This is a genomic window from Roseibium sp. SCP15 (assembly GCF_040329435.1).
Lineage (GTDB): Bacteria > Pseudomonadota > Alphaproteobacteria > Rhizobiales > Stappiaceae > Roseibium.
In genome coordinates, this window is the sequence record NZ_JBDZYI010000003.1 from 310,687 (window position 1) to 336,947 (window position 26,261).

The window sequence follows — 26,261 nt, forward strand, 5'->3', positions numbered from 1 at the left end:
CCCCTTCACAAAATTTCTATCTCGCAGCCAAAGCGCAAAACGCAGGCATTTTCCCGAACTTTTTCTCGTACACATCCACGTCACGAAACTCTGCTCGGCAAAGGTCCTCGGCAAACTGACCAATCCAGCGACGCCCCTCCTCTGCTGTCGCACATTGGCCGCGCGGCTGATAGGTCGTTGCAAACACCCCAGCAACCTTCAAATGTTCCGAGACAAGCGCCAGTGCATTTGGCCGGTCATTAACAAACTGCATAACGTTGCAGCTGAAGATCGCGTCAAACAGATGGCCTTTTTCCAGATTTTGCAGCTCGGTTTTCAGCAGCTGCAAGCAACCTGATTCTATCGCTGCCGCATGACGTCTTGCCGCCATCGCAATCATCTGTTCAGAGTGGTCCAGAGCTGTGATCCGCGTGGATCTGGCTGCCTGCAAAACCGCTTCAATGCCAATCCCGGGACCGCACCCTATTTCAAGGACCTCTGCCCCTTCAGGCAGAGAGAGCAAGCTAACGGTCCAATGATTGCGCGCAACGTTGGAACTCCGATTGGCCATGATCCAACCGGCAACCGTTCCCAAAACACCGGTCGGTTTTCTGAACTGATCGACAATTCGGGACCTTACGTCGAAGCCGGCATCACCTGGACCTGTCGATTGCATAGCTCGATCATCAGGCATGACAACGCTGCCTTGAAGATTCCCTCGCGTCTAAAGGTGACGTTGACCACCGCAAGCGCACCGGCAGATGATCAGGGCTGGGTGTCAATGTCTGTTTCATTTTCATCTCTCCCCAAACGGCTCAACTGACGACGAAATTCCTTGAGTGTTTGACTTGCAAGCTCAGCGTCCCCTCCCGCCCATCTCGCGGCAACCTGCTCCAGCAACAGCGTTTCTTCGGTGCGAATCGACCGAAATTCCGCTGCTCCCTTTTCAGTCAGAGCAATGAGGACAGACCTCTTGTGAGCGGGATTGGGAGCGGTTTCGACCAATCCCATCACCAGCAACCTGTCTACGAAAGCCTGAATGGATTGCCTTTTCATGGACTTGGCGGCAGCCATCTGCGGCACCGTGCTCGGGCCGTTGTCAGCGATGAATTCCAGTATGGCCCGCAAGGATGCCGTCAGCCCACGGCCTTCGAGCATCGTATCGGAAATCCCGGCAAGGAGCCGGAAGGTTTTGCGAACCTCCCTCATCAACTCCACCAGGTCCTCGGATTTCATTCCTGCTCCGTGTTTCATCTTGAAGCTCCAATTGACAGCTCACCTGTCATACTAGTTTTGACAGTCAAACTGTCAAGATCAAAGTCAATCCACAAAGTTTTGTCAGAACTCTCCCCATTTCGAAGACAATCTGTTAAACGGCGGCATCATTGCCTGCCCGCGCCTGCGCGGCCCAGCCACAGCGGCCCTAAAATACTGGAACGTCATGATCCCGAACGACATCAAGATCACGCCCGACCTGATTGCTTCTCACGGCCTGAAACCGGATGAGTATGAGCGCATTCTGGAACTGATCGGCCGGGAGCCGACCTTCACCGAGCTCGGCATCTTCTCCGCCATGTGGAACGAGCACTGCTCGTACAAGTCTTCCAAAAAGTGGCTGAAGACCTTGCCGACCAAGGGGCCGCGTGTTCTGCAGGGCCCTGGCGAGAACGCCGGTGTCGTGGACATTGGCGACGGCCAGGCTGTTGTCTTCAAGATGGAAAGCCACAACCACCCGTCCTACATCGAGCCTTACCAGGGTGCGGCAACAGGTGTCGGCGGTATCTTGCGCGACGTTTTCACCATGGGTGCACGCCCGGTCGCTGCAATGAATGCCCTGCGTTTCGGTGAACCGGATCATCCACGCACAAAGCACCTCGTTTCCGGAGTGGTTTCCGGTGTCGGCGGATACGGCAACTCCTTCGGTGTTCCGACCGTTGGCGGCGAAGTCGAGTTCCACGCACGTTACAACGGCAATTGCCTGGTCAACGCCTTTGCTGCCGGCCTTGCAAAGTCCGATGCGATTTTCCTGTCTGAAGCAAAAGGTGTCGGCCTTCCGGTCGTCTACCTCGGAGCCAAGACCGGACGTGACGGTGTCGGCGGAGCGACCATGGCATCCGCAGAATTCGACGATACGATCGAAGAGAAGCGGCCCACTGTTCAGGTCGGTGACCCCTTCACCGAAAAATGCCTACTCGAAGCCTGCCTGGAATTGATGGAAACCGGAGCGGTTATCGCCATTCAGGACATGGGTGCTGCAGGTCTGACTTGTTCGGCAGTCGAAATGGGCGCCAAAGGCGACCTCGGCATCGAACTCGACCTCGACAAGGTGCCGGTGCGCGAAGAGATGATGAGCGCGTACGAGATGATGCTTTCCGAGAGCCAGGAACGCATGCTGATGGTGCTGCGTCCGGAGAAGGAACACGAAGCGGAAGCCATCTTCAAGAAGTGGGGGCTGGATTTCGCAATCGTCGGAGTAACCACCGACACGCTGCGCTTTGTGGTCAAGCATCAGGGCGACGTGGTTGCCGATCTGCCGATCAAGAAACTTGGCGATGAGGCACCCGAATATGACCGCCCCTGGGTCGAGCCGAAGAAACTTGACCTTCTGCTGGCGGCAGACATCGAGGAGCCGGCAGATTACGCCGAAGCTCTGAAGACGCTCGTCGGCAATGCCAACGGGTCTTCCCGCCGCTGGGTTTATGAGCAGTACGACACTCTGATTCAGGGCAATTCGGCAGCAACACCGGGCGGCGATGCTGGTGTCATCCGCGTGGAAGGCACGCGCAAGGGCCTGGCGTTCTCGGTCGACGTGACGCCACGCTACTGCGAAGCTGATCCGTTCGAGGGCGGCAAGCAGGCTGTCGCGGAAGTCTGGCGCAATCTGAGCGCGGTCGGGTCAGAGCCGTTGGCAGCAACCGACAACCTCAATTTCGGCAACCCGGAAAAGCCGGAAATCATGGGGCAGTTCGTCGGCTGCATCAAGGGAATCGGTGAAGCCTGCCGTGAACTGGAATTCCCGATCGTGTCGGGCAACGTGTCTCTCTACAACGAAACCCACGGAGAGGCCATTCTGCCGACCCCGGCGATTGGCGGCGTCGGTCTGCTGCCCGACGTGACGGTCCGTGCCGGAGCTGCCTTTGTGCAGGAAGGCGATGCGATTCTCCTCATTGGTGGATACGGCACCCATCTGGGCGCTTCCCAATACCTTGCTGACATTCTCGGCCGTGAGGAAGGTGCGCCTCCCTCCGTCGACCTTGCTGCTGAAAAACGGCGTGGCAACATCGTTCGCCAGATGATCGGGGCCGCACGGGTGACCGGCGTCCATGACGTATCGTCCGGTGGACTGGGTGTTGCGCTTGCGGAAATGGCCATTTCAGGAGGCATTGGCGCGACGGTGAAGGTGAACGGCCCGGCCCATGCTGCGCTCTTCGGCGAAGACCAGGGCCGCTACGTTCTCACTGTTGCCGCGGATCGCGTGGAAGCTGTCCTGGAAGACATTCTGGACGCAGGAATCGACGTTCAACAAATCGGCACCACGGGTGGCGAAGATTTGACTGTTGAAGGCATCCTCACCATATCCGTTGCAAACTTGAAAAAAGCACACGAAGATTGGTTCCCGAACTACATGGCAACCGCTTAAGACGGTTTGCTCTCAGGAACTTAAGAACGAAGGACTGACGTACCATGCCGATGAACGCAAACGAGATCGAAACCCTGATCAAAGAGGCTCTGCCCGATGCTCAGGTCGAGATCCGGGATTTGGCTGGCGACGGCGACCACTACGCGGCAAATGTTGTTTCCGAATCCTTTCGGGGCAAGAGCCGCGTGCAGCAGCATCAGATGGTTTACGAGGCTCTGAAGGGGAACATGGGCGGCGAACTTCACGCTCTCGCCCTTCAGACCAAGGCTCCGGACTGAGGACCGCACAGGTTTGACAGATTGCCGCGCAGGACGCGCGAGCACTTGATTCCTCCGCCAGTCTTCGCCAGATAGGCGGCACGAGACAAAGGACACAACAACATGAGCATCCAGGACTGGATTAAGAACGAAGTCGACAGCAACGATGTGGTGCTGTTCATGAAGGGCACCCCGAATTTTCCGCAATGCGGCTTTTCCGGGCAGGTCGTGCAGATTCTCGACTATGTCGGCGCCCCGTACAAAGGGATCAATGTTCTGGAAGACGATGACCTGCGTCAGGGCATCAAGGAGTTCACCAACTGGCCGACCATTCCTCAGCTCTATGTGAAGGGCGAGTTTGTCGGCGGTTGCGACATCATCCGCGAAATGTTCCAGAATCAGGAGCTACAGGGTCTTCTTTCCGACAAAGGCATCGAGACCGCTCAGCAGTCAGCCTGAGCGTGACTCAATTTCTGAAGTTTCAGCACTAAGGGGCGGAAATTCCGCCCCTTTTTGATTTTCATCGTGTGCCGCGCCATGCCGCAGCCATCAGTTGCTGATTAATCGACAGACGGTCGACCATCTGCCAGTGTCCGCACGAAGAACTTTCCCGAAAATAGTACAGCGTCATGCTGCTCATCGTCGGTCTTTGCCCAGTCGCCTTGAAGCAGCTGAAGCCTTGTTGGTGATGCGATGTTGTGGCACGCGGCCAACGTTCTGAATTCCAGACCTTGTCCAGAAACTCCCTAAGCCGCCTCTTCCGTTCCTCTATCAAATGACGAAGGTGATCTGCATCCAGCCGTTGAGACGCATTGATGTCCTGATTTGACATGAAACGTCCACTGTCATGCCGGATCGATGACAGGTCCCCCGTCGCCGCCTTCCAGCAATGCCAGAGACGAAAAAAGATGTGCAGAATTCACCTGGCAATGCCACTTGCGGGAAGCTGGTATCTGCTGACCGAAGATTGGACCACAAGGAGACATGGTTGCGGTCAACCCGCCGTTTTTGTGGCAAAACCTCAATCCGGAGACACAACCGCGGCACACCCAAAAGATGTCAAGACCCACAACACACCCCTGCCCCAATTGAGCCTCAATTCGATTAAATGCGCCGAATCAACTAAACTGAACGCAAGGTGAATGCGGATTTCAGAGTGAGTACAGGTGCGTTCCGCCATTCTCCGACCATATCGCAAGGCCTCGACAAGCAATGGGCCTGGAAATGGGACCGGGGACTATGAACAAGTATGCAGTCGTTACCACCTCTGTTTTCGCACTGGCAATCGCCGGGCTCGGGATGTCCTTGTCCGGCAGCCCGACCACGGATCGCGAACTGCGCCGTGTCGATTGCGAAGCCATCACCATGTTCACCCCGGCACACAGCAAGAGCGCTGAAGAACTATGCGCCAACTATGGCGGCGTCGCTCATCAGGATGCTGAACCCAGCAAGAACGGGCTCGTAATCCTTGTAAGAAACCAGCCTGTTGGCGGCTTTGCCGGTGAAAACACGTTGCGATGACCGCTCACGCGTCTCCGGACGAGATTGCGTTTGCCTCGACCGGATTTGCAACATTGTGGAGTTCGACCTTTCCCAGCTGAAGATAGGGATAGCCCGCCGCTTGCGTGACATCGGCGGAAGCAACGATCGCGTGCCCCTTCACCTTTCCATGGTCGCCGAGCCGGGCGGCGATGTTCGCGGCGCTGCCGATCACCGTGAAGTCCAGTCGTTCCTTTGAGCCGACATTGCCGTAAGTCACGTCGCCGTAGGCGATACCGATGGCACAATCCATCGCCATGCCAGCTTCCTCGTCTTCTGGTTCTGCCAGCGCTCGCACGATTTCCGCAGCACTTGCGACCGCCTGGCGGCAGGCATGGTCATGGCCGGCGCTGGCCGGAAAAATGGCCAGAATGGCATCGCCGATGAACTTCAACACTTCGCCGTCCCTGGCATTGACGATATCTGTTGTCGTCTCGAAAAACCGGTTCAACAGCCCGACATAGGCCTCCCGGCCCAACTCGGTTTCCAGCCGTGTGGAATGCCTGAGGTCGCAAAAAAGGATGGCAGCATCAATCACGTCACCGTCACCACGACGGATTTCGCCACCGAGCACACGCGCACCAGTTCGCTTGCCAAGATAGGTTTCAAGCAGAGACGTGGCATTGGAAGTGAGCGCAAAGACCTCGAACAACCGGCTGATCAACGCCGAACACTCGAAAATCAAACCCAGATTCGCCGTTGTGAAGCCCTTGGGATGGTCCGACGCCAGTGTCATGACATTGATCCGCCCATCCGAGAACGGCAACGGCATCGCGACGTAGTCGGTCACGCCCTGCTGCTTCAAATCCTCCATGATCGGAAAATTGAACTCATCCGGATTGGTATCAAGCTTTTGACGCACACCACCCAGGCCGTCGGCAACATGCTGCAAGGGGCTTTGCCGGAAAGCCGGACTCTCCAGATTTTCATAAGACGGGGCATAGCTTTTTACCTCGTCGTCGTCCCGCGTCCAGATATAGTTGCGCCCGGCGATCATCGGATGCAGCGACCAGATCAGGATGCTGATACGACTGACAGCGACACCATCTTCAACAAGCTTTCGGCCAAGAGCAGCGGTCAGCTCTTCCGGCGTCCTGGAGAGCCAGGCTTCCCGCAAAAGCCAGTTGACCGTTGGTCCGGTTATATTGCCGATAGGCGGCCTTTCGATTTCAGCTCCTTCATGTTCGATACGCGTGACCGCATCGGGCATGAAGGCCACATGACCGTCCACCGCCTGCCCCTCGGGCAAGGCATTCAGGTAACTCCAGGCGCCGTTCTGAATGGTCTCGTCGCCGGTCCGCACATGATGATACGTCGCGGTGCCCTTGAAAGGACAAAAGGTGTTGTAGCCGGGAGCGGTCTCCAACTCGGCCAGAATGTCCGTTTTCGGGAAATAGACAACCGGAGGCAAGCGGGTCTCATACATGACACGGGCATTGGTCGATCGCGCCACAAGGAGCTCCCCCCGCCATGCCGTCACTTCGCCGGAGAGCGGTTCGACCACGATCCCGTAGTCATTCGATGTCTGCTGCACACGTACGGTCATGGAAAACACATAGGATCGGCCATGGAATGTGTCCAGCCATCTCGGCAATCAAGTGAACATCGATACCGAAATCTCACTCGTCCTTAATTCCAAGTTGGCGCAGGAACACGGCAAGGCGTTCCATCGCTTCGTCCGAAAAGACCATTGCCTGCTTGAATTGAGAGATCGTGAAATCCGGATACTCAGCAAAAAGGATCTTGGCGGATGCCTCCGCCTCTGACTTGCGGCCGGCAGCCAGAAGGACCGGCGCCAGGTTTCTATGGATCCAGTAGGCCGTGGGACGTTCAGTCACGGCCTTGCTGTAAAGGTCGGCTGCACGGTCATATCTTTCCAGAACCTGGTTGGCACTTCCCATACCGACATAATTGTTGAAGTTCATTGGGTCCATCGGGCTCAGCCTGATAGCGCGTTCGAAATAGGGGATCGCCTGTTCCGGTCGGTCAGAATAGACCTCCAGCCAGCCTAACCTGCTATGTGCCCAGGCTGCATTCTCATCCAGCGAGATCGCCCGCTCCAACAGGACACGCGCAGCGCCGAAGTTACGGGCGAAAGTATGAGCAGCGCCCAGGACAGCGAGGATAAGCGGATCGTCTGAAGACAGACTGGCTGCGCGCTCCGCGTAGCCAAGCGAGCGAACCTTGGCTTCTGCGATATCGTCCACCCAGTTGTAAACCGAGCGCTGCGCCCAGCACCAGGCAACCAGAGCCAGCGCCAGCGGATAGTCGCCATCAATGTCAATCGCCTTGTTCAACAGCTCGATTGCACGCCCGGTTTCTTCCTTGTCCAGTTTCCAAACATGGCGCATGGCCCGCATGGTGTAGTCATAGGCTCCAAGGTCCTCCGGACGCTTGCGGCTGATCCGCTCGATTTCCGCTTTCTGGATTGACGGGTGGATCGCTCCGGCCACTTGCTCGGTGATCCTGTCCTGAAGGTCAAATATGTCATCATCGCTGCCATCGTAACGCTCCGCCCACAGATGAGCGCCCGTGTGCGTTTCGATCAGCTGAACGGTGATGCGCAACTTGCCCGGCGCCCGCTGGACCGAGCCCTCAATCAGATACGCAACGCCGAGTTCACGTCCGATCTGACCGACATTCTTGGGTGTGCCCTTGTATTCAAAGGCTGAGTTGCGCGCGATCACGAAGAACGAACGAATACGAGACAGTGCAGCGGTCAGGGCTTCGACGACGCCATCTGCAAAATATGCCTGTTCTGGATCCTTCGACATGTTGTCAAAGGGTAGAACGGCAATCGACGGTTTGTCGGGCAGGCTTGGAAAGCCCGAAGAAACTGCGTTCGCGTCCATTCCAGCCTGCGTTTCCGAAGGCCACTGATAGATATGGACCGGCTGCGCGATGTTCTTCAGTTCGCGCAACCCTTCGTCCGAAAAGGCCTTGCCGATCTTGCCCCTCACCTGCTCATAGGCACTGGCGCTCAGGACGATACCTCCCGGCCGGCAGATTTCCTGCAGACGTGCCGTGATGTTGACCCCGTCGCCGTAAATGTCCGTGCCTTCCCGGATGACATCGCAAAGGTTCAGCCCGATCCGAAGACGCATTGGCTGGTCAGCGTCCCCGCTTTCAAACCGATCCATGGCTTCCTGGATGCAAACCGCCGCGTTGACGGCATCGACAACGCTGGAAAACAGGATGATGGCGCCATCGCCCATCAACTTGACAATTCGGCCACGGTAAGCGGCCAGCTGCGGACCGACAATGTTGCGACGCAATCGCTTGAGTACATCCAGCGTGTGCTCTTCATTGTCGCCCATGAGGCGGGAGTACCCGACAACGTCGACGACCATGATGGCGACGAGTTGCCTGTCAGCTTTTCCATCAGTCATGGTGACCTCCTCAGGTCACAAGCCCTTGGCTTCAGCCAGGTCTGCCCAGACGGATTCTATCACGTCGGCAACAGGATCGGCATCTGCCTGTTGGGTCGCGTTGCAAGTAACGGACAAACGCATGATCCATTCGCCCCGCCAGCGTCCGCCGGAAACAAACATCGTTCCGCTTTCCTGAAGTCTTTCAATGACTTCCACCGTCATTTCTTGGCGGATATCCGCTGGTAACCCCGGATTTCCGAAAGCAACAACGACCTGATTGAGAACCACATCGTTGAGAATTCGGATACCCTTTACCCGCTGAAGACGGTTGGCGATCTGCCGCGCGACACTGCAGTGACGACCGACCAGCTCGCGCACGCCATCGCGTCCCAGGTGCTTGAGCATTGCCCATGTCGGAATTCCGCGCGCTCGGCGTGAAAGTTCAGGCACAAGGAATGCCGGAATCCGGTCTCCTTCGTTGCGAGGAGGCAGATAACTGGCGTCTATTCCCATGGCCGTTTCGAGAGCCGTGCCGTCCCGCACGATCGAATAGCCGCTGTCAAACGGTGTCTGCAGCCACTTATGGCCATCCACGGACCATGAATCGGCGTTTTCCACGCCCTCGGTCAGATGACGATAGGCCGGATGCGCTCGCGACCACATTCCGAACGCCCCATCGACATGCACCCAGGCGCCAGCACTGCGCGCCACTTTGATCAGTTGATCGAACGGATCGAATGCTCCGGTGTTGATTTGACCGGCTTGTGCGATGACGATCTTGGGACCGCTTGAAGCTGAGATCTTTCTCTGAAGATCTTCCGCATTCATTCGTCCCTGCAGGTCCGTTGCGATCCGGCAAACCCGTTCACGGCCAAACCCCAGATAACCAAGCACGGAAAAAACCGACGTGTGCGCGTCATCGCCAACAAATATCCGGACAGGCGGTGCGCCGAACAATCCATCCCGATCCGAATTCCAGCCGTGCTTTTTCAGGACCGCGCTTCTGGCCGCCGCCAGAGCGGTGAAATTGCCGACCGTTCCGCCCGTTACAAACCCGACCGCCGCCTCTCGTGGCAGATCAAGAATGTCGAGAAGCCATTCACCCGCGATTTCCTCAACGGCGGCAGCCGTGGGTGACGAAGCGTGAAAAGCGGCATTTTGCCCCCAGGCGCTGACCAGCCAGTCAGCCGCTACGCCGACCGGAGCCGAGCCGCCGAGCACCCAGCCGAAGAACCGCGGATGCGTCATGCCGGTCAAACCGTCGGCACCCTTTTGTGCAAGACCCCGGATCACCTCTGTCCCCTCACATCCGGTTTCAGGCAAGGGTTCACGGAAAAGCTCTCGCATTTCCCGATAGGTGCGATCCGGGGCGCAATCGCGCCCCGACTGATCGAGCCTGTAGGAAAGGGCTTCGAAATACGCACGTTCCAGTTCGGGGAGTTGGTCAGCCATGTCAGCCCATGTGGTATCCGGGCGTCGACATTGAGATGGTGATTTCCTCATCGGTCATCTCCTCCGGAATGTCTTCGAACATTGGCGTCGACAGGTATCGTTCGCCGGTGTCTGGCAGCATGCACAGGATCGTTGACCCGGGAGCCGCATTTTCAGCGACCTGCATCGCAATCGCAAAGCTGGCACCACCGGAAATACCGGTCAGGATTCCTTCCTTGCTCGCCAGTTTCTGCGCCCATTTGACCCCAACGGGACCGGGTACGGGAATAAGCTCGTCGTAGTAGCTGTTGTCGACCGCCTCCTGCAGCACCGCCGGAATGAAATCCGGAGTCCAGCCCTGAATGGGATGTGGTTCAAATGCCGGATGACTGGCTGCAGGCGCACCGTCAGCCATACGCTCCTGGACATGACCACTGCCCAGCAGTTGTGCGTTGGCCGGTTCCGACAGAACAATCCGCGTTTCCGGCCTTTCCTTGCGCAGAACCCGGCCGACACCGGTCAGCGTCCCGCCGGTTCCGTAACCGGTCACGAAATAGTCCAGCCGCCGGCCTGCAAAATCGTTGATGATTTCGCGCGCCGTGGTCGCTTCGTGGATCTCCGCATTGGCTTCCGTTTCAAACTGCCGCGCCAGCAGCCAGCCATGCGCTTCGGCAAGTTCGACAGCCTTGCGGTACATGCCGAACCCCTTTTCCGCGCGCGGTGTCAGCACGACCTTGGCCCCAAGCATCCGCATCAGCTTGCGTCTTTCGACCGAAAAACTGTCGGCCATTGTCACCACAAGCGGATAGCCTTTTTGGGCGCAGACCATAGCGAGCCCGATCCCCGTATTGCCGCTCGTCGCTTCGACGACCGTCTGCCCGGGCTTGAGGGCTCCACTTCGCTCGGCTGCTTCAATGATGTTCACCGCAAGCCGATCCTTCACAGATCCGGCCGGGTTGGCAGCTTCGAACTTCACAAACATGTCGACGTTATCTGGACCCAGGTTGTTCACCCGGATTGCCGGCGTATTGCCAATCGTATCCAGAACGCTGTCATAGAGACGCCCGTTGCCTTCGGTTGTCCGTAGTGTCGTACCGCTCATGTCATTGCTCCTTCGCCATTGACGAACGGGTCACCCGATTGCACCGGTTTTCGGTTTCAGGCAGCCGTTCACGCCAGACCACATTGCCCCGCCTGCAACAGGGAGTCTTGAGCAGGGTCTGGGGAAACTATGAGGATTTCTGATCAGATGAGGGTTTCAGGAACGGTCAGGAAAAGCCTTGTCGGCTCAGGGCACCGGAAAACCGTGCCCGAACGCTTTCGTCCGCAAATGGAAACGAACGGAAGAAGTGCTCCTGGGAGATGTCCCTTCGATGTTGCCAGACCCTTTGCGCCCAGTTGGTGGCTGTTTCACGATTTCCCGCGAGGTCATTTGCGATCGCGGCGATCAGCCAGATCAGGACATGGGCACCTGGAGCATTTGCAGCGCGATCCGCCCACACCGCCGCCTCCTCGTTCCGGTCCTCCATCATCAGACACAGGGCACGAGTTCCGAGCATCCCATAAAGCAATGGATCAAGGGGGCTGAGGTTCCTTGCCTGATCGGAGAGCTTCCGCCCAGTTTCGCTGCAACAGGAGACCATCTCGGTCCAGGCTCGGGCGTAGAGCCCTTGCGCAAAACTCGGACTGAGCGACGTTGAACGCTTCAACCATCCTTGAGCCCCGTTCAGGTCGCCAGTCAGCCAGAGCGACCGGCCCATGCTGAAATTGGCGAAGGGATCCATTGGATCAAGTTCGATCGCCCTCTCCGCTGCAAGCCGTGCCGTCGTCACCGCTGTTTCGCGATCGGCGGAATAGTTCATGAATGCGGTCTTGAAATGAGCGAAGGATCGAGCAGCATGCGCCCGGGCAAAACCGGGTTCAAGGGCGATGGCCTTGTCGAACATCGCAATTGCCCTGTCATTTTCATTCTTGTCGAAATGATAGAGGGACTGCAGTCCCAGGTGATACGCCGCCCAAACATCGATATTGTCCGGGGACCGCAAGCGCGCCTTTGCAGCTTCACTTAGCGGTATCTGAACCTCGATTGCAAAGATCACCTGCGCCACGATTGTCTCGCGCACCTCGTGTACGCGTTCAATCGGAGCTTTGTAGAAATCTGCCCAGATCACATCACCGTCTGCGGTTTCCGACAGCTCCACGCTGATGTTGGCCTGCTGACCTGCCATCTCGACACATCCCGTCAGGCAATAACGCGTCCCGAGTTTCTCGCGTATTTCCGCAAGGTTTGCCTGCGCCGAGCTGAACCGGAACGTCGAACCGCGCGCAATAACCGCAATCCAGCGCAATCGCGATATTTCCGCGATCAACTCATGGGGAATGGCCTGCGCCAGCGTGGCAGCTGCCGGGTCGTTTCCCAGGATATCAAACGGCAAAATGGCAACTGTCGGTCGACGGGAAGCTTCGATCCATCTTCCATCCTTCTCGTCAAGGTCGTCGAGAATGGTGTGTGAGGCTTCGGCCCGAGCTCCGTCTGCCCGAACCGGCGCCGCCCAACGGAAACCCTTGCCATGCACGGTTTTGATGACGGTTTGCCTGCTCCCGGTGTCATCAACGGCACGGCGCGCCGATTTGATGCAGGTGGAAAGCGCCGATTCCGATACGACCCGGTCATTCCAGACCTCTTCGAAAATCTCGTCCTTGGTGACAAGTCTGGATCGATTTTCTATCAGCAGCTTCAGGAGACTGAGGGCAAGTGGTTCGACATCAACCGGCTCCGTCTCGCGGAAGAGCTCTTCGCGCGAGGTATCCAGCCTGAACTCGCCAAAATAATAAATCATCGAAGCATGGCGCCAACCGCCTGATTTTCCGACAGGTATTTGTTAAAACAAACTGTGCAGTGAAACTGATTTCGATGGACAAAAGCCATTCAAACAAAAAGTTTACCTTACGTAATATACGTGAAAAGGGACGCGAGTTCTACGACATGTTTGTCGTCAGTCTCGATATGGAGCGGATCAAGCGCCAAACAGCCTAACCGCATACCAGGTACTCGGGATTTTTGGCTTCTGTCAGGAGAAAGCCAACATGCTTGAACACGGACAGGATTGTTGATGGTCAAACCAGTCGTTTTTCGAAATAAACCCGGTTAAAACCATCTTCCGACCTGCGCTCCGTTTCCACAAAACCGAGATGCGGATAGATGGCGAGATTCTCGATCATCTTTTCGTTGGTATAAAGCCTGACGCTTCCAAGCCCCTCGCGTCGCGCAGTTTCTTCGCAATATCTGATCAGCGCTTTCCCGACACCGGCACCTGCAGCTGACGGATCGACGGCAACATTTTCCAGAAACATGTGATTGTCTTTTGGCAAGAAAACGATGAACCCGAGCAGCAACCCGTTCGCGTCGAATGCCGCATGGATCAGTCCGGCTTCGATCTGCGTTTCGAAGTCTGCGACCATGGGGGCCGGTTTCCGGCCAATTGCAGCGATGTAGCGCTCATAAGCTCTTTCAGCGCAACGCCTGACCGCCGGTTCGTCCGATTTGTTCGCTGTTCTGATGATTGCTCCACCTCCGGAATGCCCAGAACAGGAAACCATATTGCCCGCTGCAGGTGAAGGTCCGGTGCGTATCTTATGGTCTATCCCCTACGAGCTGAGCGCATACCTGAAACTGTATCGAACAGGAGCGCGCACAAGACCGTTGCCCCTCCCACGAGCGTCAACAATCCCACATGTTCACCGAACACCAGCCAGACCCAGATCGGCGCCAATATGATCTCGACCAATCCAAGCAGTGCAATTTCAGCAGCCGGCACTGACGTTGACCCGGCGGTGATCAACAAAAGGGCACACCCGAGTTGAAAAGCTCCCATGGCCAGACTGATGACAAGATCCTGCACGGAGACTGAAAACCCGGCGCCGCTCACGGCTGTCGCTGTTGCGGCAACAACAAATGTCAGCCCTCCTCCCGCAAGCGCCAATACCAGCAAATCAGTTGAGCGGCTCCAGCGGAGTGACACGGCAAACAAAGCCAGCCCGAACGCCGCGATCAAACCTGCAACGTTGCCCCAAATGTCACCGCGGGACAGTCCGTCGCCTACCATGATCGTCACGCCTATGAGGCCAAGCCCAATGGCTCCCCAGGCCTCCAGCCGAACCTTTTCGGCAAGAAACGCAGCTCCCATCAGCGCGGCAAACAAGGGTGCTGTCGCAACCAGGAAAAAAGCGTTGGCGACTGTGGTGTGGTGGAACGCAATGATCACGCCACAGGACGCAAGCATCAGTCCCGTTCCTCCCACGATGGCCGGTAACCGGAATTGCCTGATCGAAGCCGAAAACTCGGCTGCATTCTTGAAAATCAAGACGGCAGCAATGAAACCGACTGTTCCGAGAGAACGATACATCAGGATCTGCCAGGGAGTTGCTTGATCGATTGACCGGACGCCAAGACCGATTGTTGACGACACGGCCATTCCAAGCGCCACCAGCACAACGCCGCGTGCATAGCTTTTGGTGGGTTGAACCGACTTCCGAAATGCTGGCACCACCGGTCTCCCATGCTGCTGAGGGAAATCTTCGCCAATCAATGAAAACAGAGCAAAGCAACGCCTGACTGTCTGAACTGCAACCCCGGTATTGTGCTCCCTTTTTGGGTGTTGCACAGCCCTCACGCGGAGTTCTGCTTCACAAGGAATTTCTTCGGCAGGCTACAAGAGGCTGGAAGCCAGCGTTTCAAGTCTGCTTTATTTGATGAAGTGCAAATGCACGACTCGGTTGCGTGCCTGAAACGGGAGTCCTCATGCGTGATTTGCGAATTTGCTTCGTCGGCGACAGCTACATCAACGGATCAGGCGATGAACGCTGCCTCGGTTGGATCGGGCGTCTGTGCGAAAAGAGGTTCTCCAGAGATTTCAGATTGACGTTCTATGACCTCGGTATTCGCGGAGCGACAACAGACGAAATCAAGGAAAGATGGCACCAGGAGTGCCGCACGCGCTTTCCGGACGGCGCAGACAACCGCATCGTTTTTCAATTCGGCATCAATGACGTGGCAGAGATCAAGGGGGAGGGTCGCCGGGTGGAAGAAAAGGCCTCGGTCCGCAACGCGGTTCAGATGATAAGCGAGGCCGCGCAATCCTTTCCTGTTCTGTGGGTAGGTGTTCCGCCCGCAAATGTTGCCTGTTCACCGATGCGCCCGAGCGAAGGACTGGAGATCGAATTTCAGCAAGAGACGGCCATTTCCCTCAATCAGCGCTATGCCGAGGCGGCCTCGTCCCTCGGCGTCCCATATCTCGACATCCAGTCGCCTCTCCTATCCAGTCAGGACTACATGCACAGTCTGACGCGCGGCGACCAAATGCATTGCGACGGGCACGGTTACGCGATGATCGCAGATCTCGTTGATTCATGGACCGCCTGGTCAGACTGGTTCGGTCGGTGACCAGCCTGGAAACCTGGGATCGCACTTATCCGGTGATCGACTTCAGCTCCAGAAAGTCCTCCAGGCCGAATTCGCCGTATTCGCGGCCATTGCCTGACTGCTTGTAGCCGCCGAAGGGCACGTCCCAGTCCGGACCTGCGCCATTGATATAGACGCTGCCGGCACGCAGTCTTCTGGAAACACGTTTGGCGCGTTCAGAATCACCGGTCTGGATGTAGGCAGCAAGGCCGTAGGGTGTGTCGTTGGCGATCTCGACCGCTTCTTCCTCTGTGTCAAACGGAATGATCGCCAGAACCGGTCCAAAGATCTCGTTGCGTGCAACATGCATTTCGTTGGTGACATCGGAAAAAATCGTCGGCTTGACGAAATAGCCCGTTTCCAGACCTTCAGGCTTTCCGGTACCGCCAATGACCAGTCGGGCACCATCGGCAATGCCGCGCTCGATATGCCCCTGGATGCGCTCATATTGCAGCTTGCTGATCACCGGGCCGATATGGTCGCCCTCTTCCCTTGGGTCACCGGCTCTGACCTCGGCTGCAATCCTGCCCGCCAACTCGACCACCTCATCATAGACGCCTCGTTCAACCAGCAGGCGCGTCGGCGCGTCACAGGACTGACCCGAGTTGGAAAAGCAGCTTTCCACGGAAAAACGAACCGCCGTATCCAGGTCGGCATCGGCAAATAGCAGGTTCGGTGACTTGCCGCCCAGCTCCAACGCAACCCTTTTGACTGTTTCAGCCGCGTTCCGGCTGACCGATACCCCGGCACGAGTGGAACCGGTGAACGACATCATGTCGATACCCGGATGCTGCGACATCGCCTCCCCGACGCCCGGGCCGTCGCCGTTTACAAGATTGAAAACACCGGCAGGGCAACCGGCTTCATCAAGAATTTCAGCAAAGAGAAGAGCAGAAAGCGGCGCGATTTCACTCGGTTTCAACACCATGGTGCAACCGGCAGCCAACGCGGGAGCCACCTTGGCCGCGATCTGGTTGATCGGCCAGTTCCAGGGGGTGATGAGACCACACACTCCGATCGGCTCATCGCGCAGCAGGCTGCCGCCACGAGGGCTCGGCCGTTCGAATTCATGCGCCTTCAGCGCTTCAAGCGTCGCCTGCAGGTGACCGGTTCCCGATGGCGTCTGCTCTTCCCGAGCGAACTTGATCGGCGCCCCCATTTCCATACTGATGACTTCGTCCATTTCACCGGACCGGCGTTCATAAATGCTGATGATCCGCTCAAGCAGCGCAACGCGCTCCTCGATGGTCGTCTGCGACCATATCGCAAAAGCTTTTGTCGCAGAGAGGACCGCACGTTCCACGTCGGCGGGACCGCCAAGTGATATCACTGCAACAGTTTTTTCAGTTGCCGGATTGATGACGGCAAGATCCTTGGCTTCTGCCGGTTCGACCCATTCACCACCGATATAGAACGCGCGCTTTTCAATCATCAGCCTGTCACCTTCACTCAGCAGCCGCTTCGAAACGCTGTTTCGGCACAACTTCATATCCGGGCTCTTCTGGCTCATCGTCGAGCATCTCGGGCGGAAATCCGGGAGCGCGAATGTCCAGCCCGGTCGCTTCTTCAAGCCGTTTGATAATGTTGGGCGAGAGTTCGCGCGGACCGTAGCGTCCAACAGCGTCCTCAAAAATCCGGTTGAGCAACGGCGACAGTTCGAGTGGCACCTCGTGTGCCTCCGCAATACTCTGGAACAGCCCGATGTCCTTTGCAACAAGATCCATGGTGAAGGATATGTCTCGTGACCCGTTCAGGATCACCTGGCTTTCCGTTTCGTGAACAAAGGAATTGCCCGAGGAAATGCGGATCGCTTCGTAGGAGGTGTTCAGGTCTATTCCGGCTGCCTTGCAGGTCACCAAAGCCTCGGCCAGCGAAACCAGATTGGCAGTTGCCAGGTAATTGGTCACCACTTTCAGCACTGCGGCAGAACCGATATCCCCGGTGTGCAGAACCCTTCGACCCAGCACTGTCAGGAACGGCAGTGCTCTTTCGAATGTTTCCCGGGTACAGCCGGCGAAAATCGAGATGTTGCCGGTCGCGGCCCGGTGACACCCACCGGAAACCGGGCATTCAATCGCCTCTGCCCCCTTGGCAAGAACCAAGTCTGCCAGACGCCGGGTCTCGCCGGCATCGGTTGTCGACATTTCCGCCCAGATCTTGCCTGGCCCGATGCCTTCCAGAACACCGCCTGGTCCTTCAACGACTGCGGCACACGCGGCCGGACTCGGCAGGCAGGTGATGACGACATCACAGGTTTCTGCAAGCTGCTTCGGGCTTTCGCCACGCGCCGCGCCCTTTGCAACGAAGCTGTCCACAAGACCCTGATCCAGATCGTGAACTGATAGCTCATAGCCATTTCGCAAAATGCTGCCGGCGAGTTTGCCGCCGACATTTCCCAGCCCGATAAATCCGACACGCATGGTGAACGCCTCCCTGAAGCGGATTGCAATCTCCCTTCACTGTGCGCCTGAAAAAAACGAAAGAGAAACGATATAATCTATGGACATTACCTCATTTTTTTTATGAATTGGATGCCATGAAATCGCTCCCAAATCTTCTTTGGCTCAGAAGCTTTGAAGCCGCGAGCCGCCTCGGCAGTTTCACCGCAGCCGGAGCCGAGCTCGGCCTGACTCAGGCGGCAGTCAGCAATCACATCAGCGCGCTGGAGACCCGGCTTGGCCATGTTCTTTTCGAACGCACCACCCGCAAGGTGGGGCTGACAGAAAGCGGCCGGGCCTACCTGCAACCGGTCCGCAAGGCGTTGCAGGATCTTGCGGTATCGACGGAGGGCCTGTTCGGCAGCAGAAGCTCGGGAACAGTCACCATTCGAGCTCCGATTTCAGAAGCCGTTCTGATCATCGCACCCGCCTTGGCAGAATTTCAGAAGGTTCAGCCCGATCTGGACATCCGGCTGTTGTCAGCGATCTGGGCGGACACGGTACTTGAGACGGGTATCGACATAGAAATTCGCTTGGGCGCAGGAACCTGGCCCGGGTGCCAGGCCGAACCGTTCGGGACTGAGTTTATCGTACCGGTCTGTCATCCAGAACTTGCAAAATCCCTGAATTCCCCGAATGAACTGTCCGAACTGCCTCTCATTCACATTCTTGGATTTGATGATCACTGGCCGCATTTCTTTGAGGCCCTGGAACAGGAAAGACCGGACAACACCAAGGGTGTAACCGTTGATACCACCCTGGCAGCTGTTGAGTGGGCGGCAGCAAAAGGGGGTGTCGCCTTGGTGTTGGAACGCATTGCGTTGCGGCTTGCAGAGGCAGGACGATTGGAAATCCCGTTCGGGACACGAATACCGTCCGGTCAAAACCACTACCTCATCCATCGCGACAGAACCCCTTCGCGAAGCCCGGCAGTGCAAACCGTCGAGAATTGGCTGAGAGGACTATTCGGCGGCAACTGAATGCGATGACCAATCTCGCATTTCCGCTTGTTGGCCCTCTGCCCGGATCCGGATTGACTACTCCGCCACAAACAGCTTCGCCGTCATCGCGAGGCTTGCACCGCAAGGCTCCTCGGCTTCGCCACCTTCGGAGTTCCCTGCCCCATCCGCAGGCCGCAGATTGACAAAGTCGTAGAGCGAGCGGTCAAGCAGATGCGACGGCCGGGCGTGGCCCAGCGCGCGAGCCATGACACCAAGGCGTCCGGGCGCTTCCCGTTCCCAGCCCTGCAGCATGCGTTTGACTTCTTCACGCTGAAGACCATCCTGCGATCCGCACAGATTGCAGGGAATGATCGGGAATTGCATGCCGGTCGAGAATTTTTCGATATCGCTCTCCGACGAATAGGCCAGAGGCCTCAGCACCAGAAGGTCGCCCTCATCGTTGATCAGCTTTGGCGGCATGGAGGCAAGACGGCCGCCATGGAAGAGGTTCATGAAAAAGGTTTCCAGGATATCGTCCCGGTGGTGCCCCAGCACAATCGCCTCGCAGCCCTGCTCCCGCGCAACCCGGTACAGAATGCCCCGGCGCAGGCGTGAGCACAGTGAACAGTAGGTACGATTTTCAGGAATCTTGTCAGTGACGATCGAATAGGTGTCCTCACGGATAATGAGGTGTTCGATGCCGTTTTCTTCAAAGAACTTTGGCAGCACATCCGTCGGGAAACCCGGCTGCGCCTGATCCAGGTTGCAGGCGACCAGGTCGACGGGCAAAAGCCCACGCCATTTCAGTTCGATCAGCACAGCCAGCAAAGTATAGCTGTCTTTTCCGCCGGAAAGGCAGACCAGCCATTTCGGTCTGTTTTCCTGTGATGCCCCTTCCGGCAACATCCCGAAGTCGCTTATTGCCTCACGCGCTTGCCTCAGCAGCCGCTTGCGCAGCTTCTTGAACTCGACGCTCGACGGCGCGTTGCGCAAAAGCGCCGGAACGTCGATGTCGTTACTGTCGGCAATGTCATTCATGCAGCAGGCCTCGGAACTTTCCTGGGAGATGCGATCTTGGCGCTGACATAGCGGATTGTCAGGTAGAGGCCAAGAAGAAAGGCTGGAAGTCCAGATATTCTGCGCGTTTTACGAAGAATGGATTTTTTTTGCCGTTCCGCGTAGGGGCCGGTCATCGGCATCGTTAAAGATGTGTCCCGGTCAGCTTCGGGACGAATGAAAATTCTACAGAAAGACCCATAACAATGCTCCGTCTCCCACTTCTGGCCGCCACTGTCCTGTCACTTGCGCTTCCCGCTTCGGCGTTCGCCGACAGCTCCTATTACCGCTATGGCCCTCACGGCGGATACGTGCAAGGAAGCACCCATGCATCACCCGGTCACGCTTCGCGCTCGTTTGGTGCACAAGGGGTATATGGCGGCAGCGCGACGCTGAACGGCAGCTGCACTCAAGGCGCCGGATGTTCCCGGGACTGGAGCCGCACACTGCGCAATGGCGCAACCGCTTCCGGCACCATAACCGCACAGCGCGGACAGGGTGTCAGCCGTAGCGGAACCGGTTTCCGCGGACGCACCTGGTAACCGCCGACCGGCTGTCTATTCCCATAGCCTGCCCCAGCAATCGCAATAAATCATCTACACAGTCCCCTCAGCACTACTTTGAAGGCAATTCCAGATGAAACAGACATTCGGCATCGCAGCTCTCGCCCTCACGCTCGTTTTCACAGCTGTTCCCTCAGTTTCCGCCCAGCAGTTCGATCAGGCGCAGTTGCAGGAAACCGTCGCTCGCCTCAACCTGACCGAAGCACAGAAACAGGCCGTACGCCCTGTCATAGAAGCAGGTGTTCGCGAACGCCTGCAGATACTGAAGGACGCCGGATTTGAGCGGGGCAAAAAACCAACGCTCTCGCAACTGATGAAGGTCCGTGGTCCGATAAATGAATCTCGCGCCAGAACCGAAGCTCAGCTGAGCACCATTCTGGATCCTGCGCAGTTGGCTGAGTACAGGAAGATTACCGATGAACATCGACAGCAGCTGCGCGCGCAGTTTCAGTGATGCGGGAGCCGCGGTAAGCTTCTCGCAATGGCCCGGATCGACCCTGAAGATGACGATGCCTTGCTCAAGGCGGCCGGAGAAGGCAGTCAGTCTGCCTTCAACCGTCTGGTGCAGCGCCATGCGCCGCGTCTTCATGCCGTCGCGCAGCGGTATGGTTGCACCAGCGCCGATGCGGACGAAATCGTTCAAGACGTTTTCTGGCGTGTCTGGAAACACGCCTCGAGGTGGCAACCGGGCGCGGCAAAAGCTTCCACATGGCTTTATCGCCTGGCGGTCAATCGCACCATCGACAATAGGCGGGTCACCGGGCGCCGCCCGGAAGAACCGATCGAAGAAGGTCAGGACTTTCAGGACAACACCGCGACGGTGGAACAGGTCCTCGACGACCGGCAACAGCTTCAGGTCCTGCGCTCGGCCATCTCCCGTCTACCCGACAGGCAGCGCATGGCAATCATCCTGTCCACCCAGCAGGAAAAATCCAACCTCGAGATTGCTGACATCCTCGGCATCTCGGAAGGCGCAGTCGAGCAGCTCATGGTACGGGCCCGCAGAACCCTGCGCGAAAATTACAGGAGCCTCACATGACGCTTCAGGAATTCGATGAAGGGCTTCTGACATGGGGAGCAAACCTCGACCGATGGCCAGAAGACACCCGCAGCGCCGCAAGGCAACTGCTTGAAAGTGATCCGGAAGCCCGCTCGCTGTGGCAGGAGGCCACTCATTTCGAAGCCCTCCTTGGAACCGCCAGTGCGGTCCAGATGAGCGAAGGTGCCGTGGCAGCGAAAGTCCAAACCAACCTGCAGTCCCGCCGTGAAAGCTCCGGTCTCTGGCAACTGCTGCCGATCAGGCAGCTGATCGGTTTTGGTACGCTTGCCGGTGCCGGCGGAGTGGTCGCCGCATTTCTGGTGCCTGCCGGTGCAAATACCGGCGCCTTGCTGTCTCTAGCCTTGGGAGGAGGTTTGCAATGACCTCGCAACCTCTGCGTCTTGCCATTTTGCTATTGAGCGTATCACTGGTCCTGAATTTCGCTCTCGGGGCCTTTGTTTTCACAAGTTATGTTCGCGATCGCGTTTTCGACCGGATCACCCAGTTGAGCGATACGGAACCATCCCCTGCGTTAAAAGCTGCATTCAGACAGACACTGAGAGAAGACCGGCGCGCCATATTGCAGTCTGCCCGCCAATTGCGTCAGGCACGCGAGCACCAGCACGAAGTTCTGACTGCTCCAGACCTGGACCTTTCTGCCCTTGATGAGGCGCAGGCCGAAGTTCGCGAGGCTGCTGCTGCACTCATTTCAGTTCTGCAAAAGGCTTTACGGCAGACAGCTGAAAATCTCCCCGAGAGCGAACGCCGGAACATCCCCAAGATCGGCTTTGGCTCCTTGGAACCACTCCTGAGAAAAGAGACAGAACCCGGCAACTGATGCTTGCTCTCCTCGAAAGGTGCCAGGCGTGCGGGCGCGCAAGTCATACCCTGGATTAAGGCTGGGGATCGAGGCTACCGTTTCAGAGCCTGCCTGAGCGCCGATACAACTTCCTTCACCTGGCGCGGAGGCGTCGTCCCGTGTTGATGCACGGCATAGATCGGGGAGATGGACACCGGTGCAATACGCACCAGTTTATCGCTCTTCTCCGCCAGCAGGTCGGGAAGCAACCCGACACCGGCACCAGCGTCCAGAAAATCGCGCACGCCCAAGACGGTGTTACTCCGCACACGGGGTGACACACGCAGCTGCGGACCGGCATCCGTCCTGTAAGTAATGGGATCGCCTTGCCAGTCATTGGCGACATGCGGCCAATGCTTAAGATCATCGAGCTTTGCAGGCAGGCCGCCCCTCTCCTCGATCAGCCTTCGGCTGGCAAATATGCTCTCATGAAGTGAACCAATTTTGGAAATACGGGCTGACTGCGATGCCGTGCCTCCCACTCGGATTGCCAGATCAATCTGATGTTCAACAAGATTGATCGGCACGTCTTCAGCCACCAGCCTTACGCACCCTCTGCCCTCCTCGAGAAACCTTGATAGAACCGGCACCAGCAAGGACTGGCAAAGCGCATGAGGAGCTGTCACGGTAAGTGTGCGCTGCAAATCTCTCCCCGATTGAGTCAGCGCCTCCTGCAGGTCCTGCTGCACCTGGCGCAAGGAATTGCAGTGCGGCAGCAAACGCGCTCCGGTATCGGTCAGGGACATTGAACGGGTTGTCCTAAATAGAACCTTTGCTCCGACAGCATCTTCAATACGTTTCAGCGCCTGGCTGACTGCGGATTTGGTCAATCCGCTCTGCCGGGCTGCTGCCGTGATACTGCGCGCCTCGACAACACACAGAAAAATCAGAAGGTCATTCGTATTTGGCGTCATTGTGTAGGAACACTAAACAGTATTTCGAAACAATCAACCTTGTTCTAAATGCTGTTTTCTCAAAAAATGTATTTATCGAAAACGCACTGAACGAGTTGAACATGACATCGAAGATCGAAACCGCAGCTCTTGAAAAACTGGCGCAATGGAAGGCCGCGTTCAATGCAGGCGATGCCGCCGGGTGCGCTGCCTGTTACGAAGAAAATGCGCTTATGGTTGCAACACCTTTCGGCGAATTCCGAGGCCGTGATGCCATTCAAGCCTTCTGGGCCAACCTTATTGATCAAGGTTTTACCGACGTGGCTTATCGCGACGCCAAAGTTGACAAGCTGAATGAAAATGAGGTGGTTGTTTCCGCGTCCTGGAGCATGAACAAGGCCCATGGCATCATCACCAAGGAACATTGGGTTCTTCAAGAAGACGGCTCGGCCCTTTTGCGCGAAGACCGGTTTGAAGCTCAAGGATAACCGGCATGACAAAAGCACGCCTGACTGCTCTGTCCCTGAAGGTCCGCGACCCGGAGAAACTTGCTGATTTCTACTGCAACATTCTGGGAATGCACCGGATCGAGTTTGATGGCGCAACAGCAGTCGGGTTCGGCGATCCTGGTGCCTGCCTTGTTCTGGAGCCGTCCAATAAAGCCGGCGTCTACCATCACAGGCAAAACGACCGTTATTGGAAGATCGCACTCACCGTTCCGGATCTGGATATCGCTTACACCCAACTCTCCGATTTGGGGCTGTCGGTAACTACACCGAATCAGTTTCGTGACATTGCCTATATGAGCCATCTGGCGGACCCGGAAGGCCATGTAATTGAGCTGATTCAACACAGCTTCCAGGGAAAGCCACTGACACGCGCTGGCGACCCGAAGCTCCCACTTGGCGGCGGCGCGCGGATCGGCCTGATCACGCTTAGAACCGACGATATCGAAATGGAGCTGAAACGCTGCCGCGAGGAACTCGGCATGCGCTACCTGTCCCGGCAGGCTGTTTCCGATCGCGGCTTTGATCTCTATTTCTTCGGTCTAACCGATGATGAATTGCCAGAGGCCAACGTCAACTCGGTCGAAAACCGGGAATGGCTCTGGCAACGGCCCTTTACAGTGCTTGAATTTCAGCACCTTTTGAACGGACCTGTTGCGACCTGTTCCGACGATGCTCCTGGGGCCGCTTGTGTGCTTGTACAGCAGGAAGACGGCACGATGACCGTTTTCGGGTGACGGCGCACAGGCGCTCACAACTCGCAGAAGCCCAATTTCATTCATGAGTGTCTCAATATTTGAAACTTCTCCTCATTAATTGAAACAGATCTTGCGCTGGTCCTGTACCATGACTAGTCATAGCAGGTGTTCGCACTTCCAAAGCTTTCTTCGCGTTTTGCGATTTCCAAGAACCTGTTTCCTGTCTGGAGCAGCAATCGTTATTGCCTGCCTTTGCACCTTCTCGGCAACGCTGAACTTGTCTGCAAGAGCTAGCGCGTCAGAGGTTTGAGAGGTCTTTGGCTGCGGTGCGAATTTTGGTTGTCTTTCCGCTTGAGTGAAACGGAAAGCGCCTGTCACCAGGACGAGGTGAAACTCCCCCGTTCCTGGCGCCTTCACTGCAAACATCGGACCCAGTCACATGAAGATCACCAAATTGACCACCTACATCGTTCCGCCACGCTGGTGCTTTTTGAAAATTGAAACCGATGAAGGAATTACAGGTTGGGGCGAACCGGTTCTTGAGGGCAAGGCACTCGCGGTTGAGGCTATGGTTCACGAACTGAGCGACTATCTGATCGGCAAGGATCCGCGACTGATCGAAGATCATTGGAATGTCATGTATCGCGGCGGGTTTTACCGTGGCGGCGGCGTCCATATGTCGGCGATCTCCGGCATTGACCAGGCTCTTTGGGACATCAAGGGCAAAGCAGCTAGTTTGCCGGTTCATGCGCTGCTTGGTGGCAAGTGCCGTGACAAGATAAAAGTCTACTCCTGGATCGGAGGTGATCGCCCTTCTGATGTTGCCGACAATGCCAGGGATGTCATGAAGCGCGGCTTCAAGGCCATCAAGCTGAATGGCTGCGAGGAAATGCAGATCGTCGACAGCAACGCAAAGATTGATGCGGCCGTCGCCACGATTGCGACCATTCGCGAAGCCGTCGGTTACGAACTCGGCATTGGTGTTGATTTTCACGGCCGCGTTCAAAAGCCAATGGCAAAGGTTCTGGCCAAGGAACTCGAGCAATACCGGCTAATGTTCATCGAAGAACCGGTTCTGTCGGAGAACAAGGAAGCGCTAAGGGATATTGTCAATCACACTGCAACACCGATTGCCCTTGGTGAGCGCCTGTACTCCCGTTGGGATTTCAAGTCCGTGCTGCAGGACGGCTACGTCGACATCATCCAGCCTGACCTTTCCCACGCCGGTGGCATCACCGAGTGCCGCAAGATTGCGACCATGGCTGAAGCTTATGACGTGGCCCTTGCCCCCCACTGCCCTCTCGGCCCGATCGCCCTTGCTGCCTGCCTTCAGGTCGACGCTGTGTCACACAACGCCTTCATTCAGGAGCAGTCCCTGGGCATTCACTACAATTCTTCCAACGACATTCTCGACTACATCTCGAACAAGGATGTTTTCGGTTACGAGGACGGCTTTGTCAGCATTCCAGACGGCCCGGGTCTCGGGGTCGAGATCGACGAAGAATACATGAAAGAGCGGGCAAAGACCGGCCACCGCTGGCGCAATCCGGTCTGGCGCCACGAGGACGGCTCGGTCGCCGAGTGGTAAAA

Annotated in this window: 28 protein-coding genes; 14 read left to right on the forward strand and 14 right to left on the reverse strand. The window is 56.9% G+C overall.

The genetic code is table 11. The features are described from left to right. Positions 1–16: 16 nt before the first annotated feature. Positions 17–673 carry a class I SAM-dependent methyltransferase gene (locus ABLO27_RS15285; protein WP_353033801.1) on the reverse strand — a complete coding sequence of 219 codons (657 nt, stop codon included), beginning with the start codon at positions 671–673 and terminating at the stop codon, positions 17–19. Positions 674–744: 71 nt separating this feature from the next. After that, on the reverse strand, positions 745–1,233 hold the full coding sequence (locus ABLO27_RS15290) for a MarR family winged helix-turn-helix transcriptional regulator (protein WP_353033802.1): 489 nt from the start codon (positions 1,231–1,233) through the stop codon (positions 745–747). A gap of 187 nt (positions 1,234–1,420) precedes the next feature. On the opposite strand from ABLO27_RS15290, the gene purL reads away from it, so the two are divergent. From purL to grxD, 3 genes are all read left to right on the forward strand, one after another. Then, entirely contained in the window at positions 1,421–3,619 is a 2,199-nt protein-coding gene (gene purL / locus ABLO27_RS15295; RefSeq protein WP_353033803.1) for a phosphoribosylformylglycinamidine synthase subunit PurL, read from the forward strand. A gap of 44 nt (positions 3,620–3,663) precedes the next feature. Then, positions 3,664–3,897, forward strand: a complete 234-nt coding sequence (locus ABLO27_RS15300; protein ID WP_352945184.1) for a BolA family protein — start codon at positions 3,664–3,666, stop codon at positions 3,895–3,897. Between the two features lie 102 nt (positions 3,898–3,999). Next, the gene (gene grxD, locus ABLO27_RS15305) at positions 4,000–4,335 is read left to right on the forward strand and encodes a Grx4 family monothiol glutaredoxin (protein ID WP_353033804.1); all 336 of its coding nucleotides are present in this window, start codon (positions 4,000–4,002) and stop codon (positions 4,333–4,335) included. 61 nt (positions 4,336–4,396) lie between these two features. Here the strand turns inward: grxD and ABLO27_RS15310 are convergent, their stop codons facing one another. After that, positions 4,397–4,708: a hypothetical protein gene (locus ABLO27_RS15310; protein WP_353033805.1), complete on the reverse strand. Its 312-nt coding sequence runs from the start codon at positions 4,706–4,708 to the stop codon at positions 4,397–4,399. Positions 4,709–5,115: 407 nt separating this feature from the next. Here ABLO27_RS15310 and ABLO27_RS15315 point away from each other — a divergent pair, with 407 nt between their 5' ends. Next, positions 5,116–5,397: an antitermination protein gene (locus ABLO27_RS15315; RefSeq protein WP_353033806.1), complete on the forward strand. Its 282-nt coding sequence runs from the start codon at positions 5,116–5,118 to the stop codon at positions 5,395–5,397. A 4-nt stretch (positions 5,398–5,401) separates the two neighbouring features. Here the strand turns inward: ABLO27_RS15315 and ABLO27_RS15320 are convergent, their stop codons facing one another. The 7 genes from ABLO27_RS15320 to ABLO27_RS15350 all read right to left on the reverse strand — a co-directional run bounded on the left by ABLO27_RS15320 (position 5,402) and on the right by ABLO27_RS15350 (position 14,764). Beyond that, positions 5,402–6,961 (reverse strand): DUF427 domain-containing protein, encoded by a 1,560-nt coding sequence (locus tag ABLO27_RS15320; RefSeq protein ID WP_353033807.1) that lies wholly within the window; start codon positions 6,959–6,961, stop codon positions 5,402–5,404. 73 nt (positions 6,962–7,034) lie between these two features. Further along, positions 7,035–8,804, reverse strand: coding sequence for an adenylate/guanylate cyclase domain-containing protein (locus ABLO27_RS15325; protein ID WP_353033808.1), 1,770 nt, complete (start codon positions 8,802–8,804; stop codon positions 7,035–7,037). Positions 8,805–8,819: 15 nt separating this feature from the next. Beyond that, positions 8,820–10,238, reverse strand: coding sequence for a pyridoxal phosphate-dependent decarboxylase family protein (locus ABLO27_RS15330; protein WP_353033809.1), 1,419 nt, complete (start codon positions 10,236–10,238; stop codon positions 8,820–8,822). A 1-nt stretch (position 10,239) separates the two neighbouring features. Continuing rightward, positions 10,240–11,319, reverse strand: a complete 1,080-nt coding sequence (locus ABLO27_RS15335) for a PLP-dependent cysteine synthase family protein (RefSeq protein ID WP_353033810.1) — start codon at positions 11,317–11,319, stop codon at positions 10,240–10,242. A gap of 166 nt (positions 11,320–11,485) precedes the next feature. After that, positions 11,486–13,057 carry a winged helix-turn-helix domain-containing tetratricopeptide repeat protein gene (locus ABLO27_RS15340; RefSeq protein ID WP_353033811.1) on the reverse strand — a complete coding sequence of 524 codons (1,572 nt, stop codon included), beginning with the start codon at positions 13,055–13,057 and terminating at the stop codon, positions 11,486–11,488. A 277-nt stretch (positions 13,058–13,334) separates the two neighbouring features. After that, positions 13,335–13,817 carry a GNAT family N-acetyltransferase gene (locus tag ABLO27_RS15345; protein ID WP_353033812.1) on the reverse strand — a complete coding sequence of 161 codons (483 nt, stop codon included), beginning with the start codon at positions 13,815–13,817 and terminating at the stop codon, positions 13,335–13,337. A gap of 41 nt (positions 13,818–13,858) precedes the next feature. Further along, on the reverse strand, positions 13,859–14,764 hold the full coding sequence (locus tag ABLO27_RS15350; protein WP_353033813.1) for a DMT family transporter: 906 nt from the start codon (positions 14,762–14,764) through the stop codon (positions 13,859–13,861). Positions 14,765–15,018: 254 nt separating this feature from the next. On the opposite strand from ABLO27_RS15350, the gene ABLO27_RS15355 reads away from it, so the two are divergent. Beyond that, positions 15,019–15,660 carry a GDSL-type esterase/lipase family protein gene (locus ABLO27_RS15355; protein WP_353033814.1) on the forward strand — a complete coding sequence of 214 codons (642 nt, stop codon included), beginning with the start codon at positions 15,019–15,021 and terminating at the stop codon, positions 15,658–15,660. A gap of 25 nt (positions 15,661–15,685) precedes the next feature. Here ABLO27_RS15355 and ABLO27_RS15360 read toward each other — a convergent pair whose 3' ends face one another. Together ABLO27_RS15360 and ABLO27_RS15365 are read right to left on the reverse strand one after the other, a co-directional pair. Next, positions 15,686–17,110, reverse strand: coding sequence for an aldehyde dehydrogenase family protein (locus ABLO27_RS15360; protein ID WP_353035040.1), 1,425 nt, complete (start codon positions 17,108–17,110; stop codon positions 15,686–15,688). A gap of 13 nt (positions 17,111–17,123) precedes the next feature. After that, positions 17,124–18,098 carry an NAD(P)-dependent oxidoreductase gene (locus ABLO27_RS15365; RefSeq protein WP_353033815.1) on the reverse strand — a complete coding sequence of 325 codons (975 nt, stop codon included), beginning with the start codon at positions 18,096–18,098 and terminating at the stop codon, positions 17,124–17,126. 116 nt (positions 18,099–18,214) lie between these two features. Here ABLO27_RS15365 and ABLO27_RS15370 point away from each other — a divergent pair, with 116 nt between their 5' ends. After that, the gene (locus tag ABLO27_RS15370) at positions 18,215–19,096 is read left to right on the forward strand and encodes a LysR substrate-binding domain-containing protein (RefSeq protein WP_353033816.1); all 882 of its coding nucleotides are present in this window, start codon (positions 18,215–18,217) and stop codon (positions 19,094–19,096) included. A gap of 57 nt (positions 19,097–19,153) precedes the next feature. On the opposite strand, the gene ttcA is transcribed toward ABLO27_RS15370, so the two are convergent. After that, positions 19,154–20,095 (reverse strand): tRNA 2-thiocytidine(32) synthetase TtcA, encoded by a 942-nt coding sequence (ttcA, locus tag ABLO27_RS15375; protein ID WP_353033817.1) that lies wholly within the window; start codon positions 20,093–20,095, stop codon positions 19,154–19,156. A gap of 224 nt (positions 20,096–20,319) precedes the next feature. Here ttcA and ABLO27_RS15380 point away from each other — a divergent pair, with 224 nt between their 5' ends. The 5 genes from ABLO27_RS15380 (at position 20,320) to ABLO27_RS15400 (ending at position 22,553) form a co-directional block, all read left to right on the forward strand. After that, the gene (locus ABLO27_RS15380; protein WP_353033818.1) at positions 20,320–20,655 is read left to right on the forward strand and encodes a hypothetical protein; all 336 of its coding nucleotides are present in this window, start codon (positions 20,320–20,322) and stop codon (positions 20,653–20,655) included. Between the two features lie 94 nt (positions 20,656–20,749). Then, positions 20,750–21,130 carry a hypothetical protein gene (locus ABLO27_RS15385; protein ID WP_353033819.1) on the forward strand — a complete coding sequence of 127 codons (381 nt, stop codon included), beginning with the start codon at positions 20,750–20,752 and terminating at the stop codon, positions 21,128–21,130. Positions 21,131–21,157: 27 nt separating this feature from the next. Then, a complete protein-coding gene (locus ABLO27_RS15390) occupies positions 21,158–21,715 on the forward strand; it encodes an RNA polymerase sigma factor (RefSeq protein ID WP_353033820.1) in 558 nt (185 codons plus the stop codon). After that, on the forward strand, positions 21,712–22,098 hold the full coding sequence (locus ABLO27_RS15395; RefSeq protein ID WP_353033821.1) for a hypothetical protein: 387 nt from the start codon (positions 21,712–21,714) through the stop codon (positions 22,096–22,098). The genes ABLO27_RS15390 and ABLO27_RS15395 overlap by 4 nt, the downstream gene beginning before the upstream one ends. Beyond that, entirely contained in the window at positions 22,095–22,553 is a 459-nt protein-coding gene (locus ABLO27_RS15400) for a periplasmic heavy metal sensor (RefSeq protein WP_353033822.1), read from the forward strand. The genes ABLO27_RS15395 and ABLO27_RS15400 overlap by 4 nt, the downstream gene beginning before the upstream one ends. A gap of 74 nt (positions 22,554–22,627) precedes the next feature. Here ABLO27_RS15400 and ABLO27_RS15405 read toward each other — a convergent pair whose 3' ends face one another. Continuing rightward, positions 22,628–23,488 (reverse strand): LysR family transcriptional regulator, encoded by an 861-nt coding sequence (locus ABLO27_RS15405; protein ID WP_353033823.1) that lies wholly within the window; start codon positions 23,486–23,488, stop codon positions 22,628–22,630. 101 nt (positions 23,489–23,589) lie between these two features. Between ABLO27_RS15405 and ABLO27_RS15410 the strand changes: the two genes are divergently transcribed. The 3 genes from ABLO27_RS15410 (at position 23,590) to dgoD (ending at position 26,259) form a co-directional block, all read left to right on the forward strand. Further along, positions 23,590–23,955 carry a nuclear transport factor 2 family protein gene (locus ABLO27_RS15410; RefSeq protein ID WP_353033824.1) on the forward strand — a complete coding sequence of 122 codons (366 nt, stop codon included), beginning with the start codon at positions 23,590–23,592 and terminating at the stop codon, positions 23,953–23,955. A 5-nt stretch (positions 23,956–23,960) separates the two neighbouring features. Further along, positions 23,961–24,710, forward strand: coding sequence for a VOC family protein (locus ABLO27_RS15415; RefSeq protein ID WP_353033825.1), 750 nt, complete (start codon positions 23,961–23,963; stop codon positions 24,708–24,710). A 400-nt stretch (positions 24,711–25,110) separates the two neighbouring features. Next, on the forward strand, positions 25,111–26,259 hold the full coding sequence (dgoD, locus tag ABLO27_RS15420; protein WP_353033826.1) for a galactonate dehydratase: 1,149 nt from the start codon (positions 25,111–25,113) through the stop codon (positions 26,257–26,259). Positions 26,260–26,261: the final 2 nt, after the last annotated feature.

What these genes read in the sequence shown, in the direction of transcription:
- grxD (WP_353033804.1), top strand. Translation starts at nt 4,000, where the DNA reads ATGAGCATCCAGGACTGGATTAAGAACGAAGTCGACAGCAACGATGTG.
- ABLO27_RS15400 (WP_353033822.1), top strand. Translation starts at nt 22,095, where the DNA reads ATGACCTCGCAACCTCTGCGTCTTGCCATTTTGCTATTGAGCGTATCA.
- ABLO27_RS15310 (WP_353033805.1), bottom strand. Translation starts at nt 4,708, where the DNA reads ATGTCAAATCAGGACATCAATGCGTCTCAACGGCTGGATGCAGATCAC.
- dgoD (WP_353033826.1), top strand. Translation starts at nt 25,111, where the DNA reads ATGAAGATCACCAAATTGACCACCTACATCGTTCCGCCACGCTGGTGC.
- purL (WP_353033803.1), top strand. Translation starts at nt 1,421, where the DNA reads ATGATCCCGAACGACATCAAGATCACGCCCGACCTGATTGCTTCTCAC.
- ABLO27_RS15370 (WP_353033816.1), top strand. Translation starts at nt 18,215, where the DNA reads ATGAAATCGCTCCCAAATCTTCTTTGGCTCAGAAGCTTTGAAGCCGCG.
- ABLO27_RS15355 (WP_353033814.1), top strand. Translation starts at nt 15,019, where the DNA reads ATGCGTGATTTGCGAATTTGCTTCGTCGGCGACAGCTACATCAACGGA.
- ABLO27_RS15395 (WP_353033821.1), top strand. Translation starts at nt 21,712, where the DNA reads ATGACGCTTCAGGAATTCGATGAAGGGCTTCTGACATGGGGAGCAAAC.
- ABLO27_RS15380 (WP_353033818.1), top strand. Translation starts at nt 20,320, where the DNA reads ATGCTCCGTCTCCCACTTCTGGCCGCCACTGTCCTGTCACTTGCGCTT.
- ABLO27_RS15285 (WP_353033801.1), bottom strand. Translation starts at nt 673, where the DNA reads ATGCCTGATGATCGAGCTATGCAATCGACAGGTCCAGGTGATGCCGGC.
- ABLO27_RS15330 (WP_353033809.1), bottom strand. Translation starts at nt 10,238, where the DNA reads ATGGCTGACCAACTCCCCGAACTGGAACGTGCGTATTTCGAAGCCCTT.
- ABLO27_RS15405 (WP_353033823.1), bottom strand. Translation starts at nt 23,488, where the DNA reads ATGACGCCAAATACGAATGACCTTCTGATTTTTCTGTGTGTTGTCGAG.
- ABLO27_RS15315 (WP_353033806.1), top strand. Translation starts at nt 5,116, where the DNA reads ATGAACAAGTATGCAGTCGTTACCACCTCTGTTTTCGCACTGGCAATC.
- ABLO27_RS15340 (WP_353033811.1), bottom strand. Translation starts at nt 13,057, where the DNA reads ATGATTTATTATTTTGGCGAGTTCAGGCTGGATACCTCGCGCGAAGAG.
- ABLO27_RS15415 (WP_353033825.1), top strand. Translation starts at nt 23,961, where the DNA reads ATGACAAAAGCACGCCTGACTGCTCTGTCCCTGAAGGTCCGCGACCCG.
- ABLO27_RS15320 (WP_353033807.1), bottom strand. Translation starts at nt 6,961, where the DNA reads ATGACCGTACGTGTGCAGCAGACATCGAATGACTACGGGATCGTGGTC.
- ABLO27_RS15290 (WP_353033802.1), bottom strand. Translation starts at nt 1,233, where the DNA reads ATGAAACACGGAGCAGGAATGAAATCCGAGGACCTGGTGGAGTTGATG.
- ABLO27_RS15390 (WP_353033820.1), top strand. Translation starts at nt 21,158, where the DNA reads ATGGCCCGGATCGACCCTGAAGATGACGATGCCTTGCTCAAGGCGGCC.
- ABLO27_RS15385 (WP_353033819.1), top strand. Translation starts at nt 20,750, where the DNA reads ATGAAACAGACATTCGGCATCGCAGCTCTCGCCCTCACGCTCGTTTTC.
- ABLO27_RS15365 (WP_353033815.1), bottom strand. Translation starts at nt 18,098, where the DNA reads ATGCGTGTCGGATTTATCGGGCTGGGAAATGTCGGCGGCAAACTCGCC.
- ABLO27_RS15345 (WP_353033812.1), bottom strand. Translation starts at nt 13,817, where the DNA reads ATGGTTTCCTGTTCTGGGCATTCCGGAGGTGGAGCAATCATCAGAACA.
- ABLO27_RS15325 (WP_353033808.1), bottom strand. Translation starts at nt 8,804, where the DNA reads ATGACTGATGGAAAAGCTGACAGGCAACTCGTCGCCATCATGGTCGTC.
- ABLO27_RS15410 (WP_353033824.1), top strand. Translation starts at nt 23,590, where the DNA reads ATGACATCGAAGATCGAAACCGCAGCTCTTGAAAAACTGGCGCAATGG.
- ABLO27_RS15335 (WP_353033810.1), bottom strand. Translation starts at nt 11,319, where the DNA reads ATGAGCGGTACGACACTACGGACAACCGAAGGCAACGGGCGTCTCTAT.
- ABLO27_RS15360 (WP_353035040.1), bottom strand. Translation starts at nt 17,110, where the DNA reads ATGATTGAAAAGCGCGCGTTCTATATCGGTGGTGAATGGGTCGAACCG.
- ABLO27_RS15300 (WP_352945184.1), top strand. Translation starts at nt 3,664, where the DNA reads ATGCCGATGAACGCAAACGAGATCGAAACCCTGATCAAAGAGGCTCTG.
- ttcA (WP_353033817.1), bottom strand. Translation starts at nt 20,095, where the DNA reads ATGAATGACATTGCCGACAGTAACGACATCGACGTTCCGGCGCTTTTG.